Genomic DNA, 4,477 nt, shown 5'->3' on the forward strand with positions numbered 1-4,477 from the left:
TATTCGCCGGTTTCGGCCACCGACCGCGCGGCGCGGCGCGCGACCATCGTGCTGGACGAGATGGTCGAGGCGAAGTTCATCACGCCTCAGGAGCGAGAGGCCGCCTTCCGAACCAAGGTGCGCGTGAACCCGGTGCTGGCGAACCAGCGCGCGCAGTACTTCACCGACTGGGTCGACGACCAGGTCCGCAGCCTGGTGGGCGAGCCCACCGAGGACCTGGTGGTCGAGACCACGCTCGATCTGCCGCTGCAGGCCGCGGCCGAACAGGCGGTGCAGCGCGGCGTGGCGGGCTCCAAGGGCCAGGGCGTCGAGCAGGCGGCCCTGGTCTCCATCGACGGCGAGGGCCGGGTGCGCGCCTATGTCGGCGGGGCCAACTACCTGCAGAGCCAGTTCGACCGCGCGACCATGGCCAGACGCCAGGCGGGTTCGGCCTTCAAGCCGTTCGTCTACCTGACGGCCATGGAGGCGGGCCGCACGCCGGACACGCCGGTGGTCGACGAGCCGGTGAAGATCGGCAACTGGGAGCCACGCAACTACACGGGCGAGTACCTGGGGCCGATCAACCTGCAGACCGCCCTGCAGGAGTCGGTGAACACCGTGGCCGCCCGCCTGGCCAATGAGGTCGGCACCTCCAATGTGGCGGCCGCGGCGCGCCGCCTTGGCATCACCTCGAACATCCAACTGGACCCCTCGATGGCCCTGGGCGCGGTCGAGGTGAGTCCGCTGGAGATGGCCCAGGCCTACGCGCCGTTCGCCAACGGCGGCTTCCTGGCCAAGGGCTACGGGATCGAGCGGATCCGCACCGCCTCGGGCCGGGTGCTCTACGACCACAGCGTCGACCGGCCGCCGCGCCAGGCGGTGATCGGCCAGCCGGCGCTGGCCTACATGAACCAGATGATGCGCACGGTGATCACCCAGGGCACGGGCACGCGGGCCAACGTCTCGGGCTACGACATCGCCGGAAAGACGGGCACCACCAGCGACTACCGGGACGCCTGGTTCGTCGGCTACACCGGCGGCTTCGTGACGGCCGTCTGGGTCGGCAAGGACGACAACAAGCCGATGCGCCGGGTCACCGGCGGCGGCGCGCCGGCCGGCATCTGGAAGGACTTCATGACCGCCGCCCTGCCGCGGCTGAAGGTCCAGCCGATCCCGGGCAGCAACGTGCCACCTCCCGCCGAGCCCGACCCGATCGGCGACGTCATCGACGGCATCACCGACTTCTTCGGCGGCGGCCGCGACGACGAACCGCCGTCGGAGTTCGACGAGCCGCCGCCGGCCCGGCGCCAACGCGAAGAGGTTCCGTTCTGATCCAAACCTCCCCCGCTTCGCAGGGGAAGTTTAGCGCCCGAAGGCGTGAAGGCGCGCACCTTCCGCCCGCAGCCAGGCGCGGTGGCGGCGCTCGTCGCCCACCAGGGCGCGGACGTGGGCCCAGAACCGCGGGCCGTGGTTCAGCTCAAGCAGGTGGGCGCACTCGTGGGCGGCCACGTAGTCGGCGACCTCGTGAGGCGCGAGCGCGAGCCGCCAGGAGTAGCGGATCGAGGCGGGCAGCCGCCCCGTGGCCGGCCGGCACGAGCCCCAGCGGGACTTGGCGTCGGCCACCGTCACCTTTGGGACCGGGACGCCCAGGCGGCCGCAGTGGAAGCTGGTGCGCTCGGTGAGCACGTCGAGCGCGCGGCGCTTGATCACCAGCATCACGGCGCGGGCGAAGCCTTCCCCCTCGCCCATGGCGACGATGCGCGGCGTCGCGCCATCCTCGGGCTCGATCCAGCGGGCCCGGCCGGAGCCCTGCTCCAGGCGAACCGGACGGCCAAACACCTCGATCAGCTGACCGGGCGCGAGGGGGGCCGTCTCGGGCAGTTCGGCCAGACGCTCCGCGATCCAGCCGGCCCGGTCGCGGGCGAAGGCGGCGGCCTCGGCCAGGCGGCGCGGATTGGGAGCGGTGGCGACGATCTCGCGGCGGGCGCGGTCGAGGCGCAGCGAGACCCGCCGGGCGCGGCGGTTCACCCGCAGGCGCACCACCGCGCCTGCCACCTGGAGTTCGTCTCCGTCTGAGAAGGAGGCTCGGAAGGGACCCACGCCCCTTACTTAGGCAGCGACTCGGCCCCTGTCGAAGCCCTCGTCCATGCGGCGGATGAACGCCCGCACCCGCGGATAGATCTCCTCGCGGAAGCGCTTGCCGTTGAAGACGCCGTAGTGGCCGACGTGCGGCTGGACGTAATCTTCCTTCAGCTCGTCGGGGAGCCCTGAGCACAGCTCATGGGCGGCCTGGGTCTGGCCGATCCCCGAGATGTCGTCGTTCTCGCCCTCGACGGTCAGGAGCCCGACGTCGGTGATCCGGTCAGGCCGTACGTGGCGGCCGCGGTGGTAGAGCTCGCCCTTGGGCAGCAGATAGCGCTGGAACACGACGTCGACCGTCTGGAGGTAGAACTCCTCGGTGAGGTCGAGCACTGAGAGGTACTCGTCGTAGAATTCGAGATGCTTCTCGGCGCTGTCGCCGTCGCCGTCCATCAGCTGCTGCAGGTAGCGCAAGTGCGCCTCCTGGTGCTTCTCGAGGTTCATCGACATGAAGCTCGCGAGCTGGACGAAGCCGGGATAGACGCGCCGGCCCATGCCCGGATAGGGGCCAGGCACAGTGTAGATCATGTTGCTCTCGAACCAGGCGAAGGGCCGCTCCTCGGCCAGCCGGTTCGTGACGGTGGGCGAGAGGCGCGCGTCGATCGGCGAACCCATGAAGGTCATGGAGGCGGGTCGGCTCTCCTCCCCGTCCTCGGCCATCAGGGCGGCGGCGGCCAGCACGGGCGGGCCCGGCTGGCAGACGGCCACGACGTGAGGGCGGGGCCCAAGAGCGCGCAACATCTGCCGGACGTGGTCGATGTAGTCGTGGAAGTCGAAGCGGCCTTCCATCACCGGCACGTCGCGGGCGTTCGACCAGTCGGTGACGAAGACCTCGTGGTCCTGCAGGAAGGCCTGGACGGTGCCGCGGAGCAGGGTGGCGTAGTGGCCGGACAGCGGCGCCACGATCAGCACCGCCGGCTCCAGCTCCCGCCGCCCGGCCCGGCGCATGTCGGCCATGTCGCGCGAGAAATGGGTCAGCTTGACCCAGGGGCTGGACCAGACCTCGGTCGCGCGCACCCGCACCGGAACGCCGTCGATCTCGACGTGGTCGATGCCCCAGCCGGGCTTGCCGTAGCGCCGGGTGAGGTTGGTGACGAGGTCGGAGACCGCGAACAGCCGGCGGCCCAGCTCGGTCTCGGCGCCCGGATTAAGCGGCGAGCTCCAGAACTGGCGAGCGGCCAGGGCCGCGAAGCGGAACGGCGTGGAGGCGTAGTAGCCCGCCTCGTACAGGGTGTAGAGCATCAAGGCCCCTTTTGTGCGCCGCAGCATAACATGCGAAGCGTAAAGAAGCTCCACAAGCTTAAGCTGCAGGTCAGCAGCGCTGGGCGTCGGCTCCCTGCGCCATGGCCGCCTTGATCTTCGCGGCCGTCTGCTCGGGCGTGAGCTCGTAGGGCAGGACGCAGACGAAGCGGCCCTTGGGGCTCATCAGGTAGGTGTAGGAGGCGTGATTGACGGTGTAGTCCGCCCCCTCGCCCGACTTGGAATAGTAGACGTGATAGGCCTTGGCGGCGCGGTCCACCTGCTCGGGCGTGCCGGTAAGCCCGACCAGCTGCTTCGGGAAATCCGGATTGTTCAGATAGGCGGCCACCTGCCCCACCGTATCGCGTTGCGGGTCCACCGAGATGAAGACGGTCTGCAGGTCGCCGGCCTGTCCGGCCAATTCACGCTCGACTTGGGCCATCTCGAACAGCGTGGTCGGGCAAATGTCCGGGCAGTGGGTGAAGCCGAAGAACACCGCGCTCCACTTGCCCTTCAGCACGTCCTGGTCGACGGTGGCTCCGGTTTGGTCGACGAGCTGGAACGGTCCGCCGACGGCGGCGGTTTGCTCGTCCGAGCCCAGGATGCCGCGACGGACCGCAAGACCGGTGAGGATGGCCAGCGCCAGAGCCAAGACCACGATGAGGGCGAGCACCCGCCTGGACATGTCGCTTTTCCTTGCCTTGCGGCCCGGCGGCCGCGGAGGCGCCTGAACGGCCATGGCGGAGCCCCTCGCCCAGCCGCACGCTGCGCTCGGCTCCGAGCGCGGGGATAAGCCGGGCCCGCAGGCGGCGCAAGGCGTCTGGGATTCCGCCGACGTCAGCCGAAGCCATCTGCGGATCCGCACTGTCGTCACCCTGCGCTGGTTCATCCTGGCCGGTCAGGCGCTGCTGCTGATCGTCCTGGGCTTCGGGCTCGGCTTCCGCGCGCCGTACATCTTCTGCGCCGCGGTGATCGGCGCCGGCGCCTGGGTGAACCTGCTGACGGGCGTCGCCTCGCCGCTCCAGCGGGTGACCAACACCCGCGAGGCGGTGGCCCACCTCTCGCTCGACATCCTGCAGATGGCGGTCTTCCTGGCCCTGATCGGCGGGACCGCCAATCC

The 4,477-nt window shown here is 70.1% G+C and carries 4 protein-coding genes and 1 pseudogene; 2 read left to right on the plus strand and 3 right to left on the minus strand.

The window, feature by feature from the left end:
* Positions 1-1,311 (plus strand): penicillin-binding transpeptidase domain-containing protein (locus RIF93_RS18950; protein ID WP_309093010.1); only part of this gene is annotated, 1,311 nt, incomplete at its 5' end.
* A gap of 30 nt (positions 1,312-1,341) precedes the next feature.
* On the opposite strand, the gene RIF93_RS18955 is transcribed toward RIF93_RS18950, so the two are convergent.
* From RIF93_RS18955 to RIF93_RS18965, 3 genes are all read right to left on the minus strand, one after another.
* Positions 1,342-2,079: a SprT family zinc-dependent metalloprotease gene (locus RIF93_RS18955; RefSeq protein ID WP_309093011.1), complete on the minus strand. Its 738-nt coding sequence runs from the start codon at positions 2,077-2,079 to the stop codon at positions 1,342-1,344.
* Between the two features lie 9 nt (positions 2,080-2,088).
* Entirely contained in the window at positions 2,089-3,360 is a 1,272-nt protein-coding gene (locus tag RIF93_RS18960) for a polyhydroxyalkanoate depolymerase (RefSeq protein ID WP_309093012.1), read from the minus strand.
* A 70-nt stretch (positions 3,361-3,430) separates the two neighbouring features.
* A complete protein-coding gene (locus RIF93_RS18965; protein WP_309093013.1) occupies positions 3,431-4,042 on the minus strand; it encodes an SCO family protein in 612 nt (203 codons plus the stop codon).
* A 52-nt stretch (positions 4,043-4,094) separates the two neighbouring features.
* Here RIF93_RS18965 and RIF93_RS18970 point away from each other — a divergent pair.
* Positions 4,095-4,477, plus strand: a pseudogene (locus RIF93_RS18970) (sensor histidine kinase); the annotation flags it as partial.

It is taken from the genome of Phenylobacterium sp. (assembly GCF_031181185.1).
Lineage (GTDB): Bacteria > Pseudomonadota > Alphaproteobacteria > Caulobacterales > Caulobacteraceae > Phenylobacterium.

What these genes read in the sequence shown, in the direction of transcription:
- RIF93_RS18960 (WP_309093012.1), bottom strand. Translation starts at nt 3,360, where the DNA reads ATGCTCTACACCCTGTACGAGGCGGGCTACTACGCCTCCACGCCGTTC.
- RIF93_RS18965 (WP_309093013.1), bottom strand. Translation starts at nt 4,042, where the DNA reads ATGTCCAGGCGGGTGCTCGCCCTCATCGTGGTCTTGGCTCTGGCGCTG.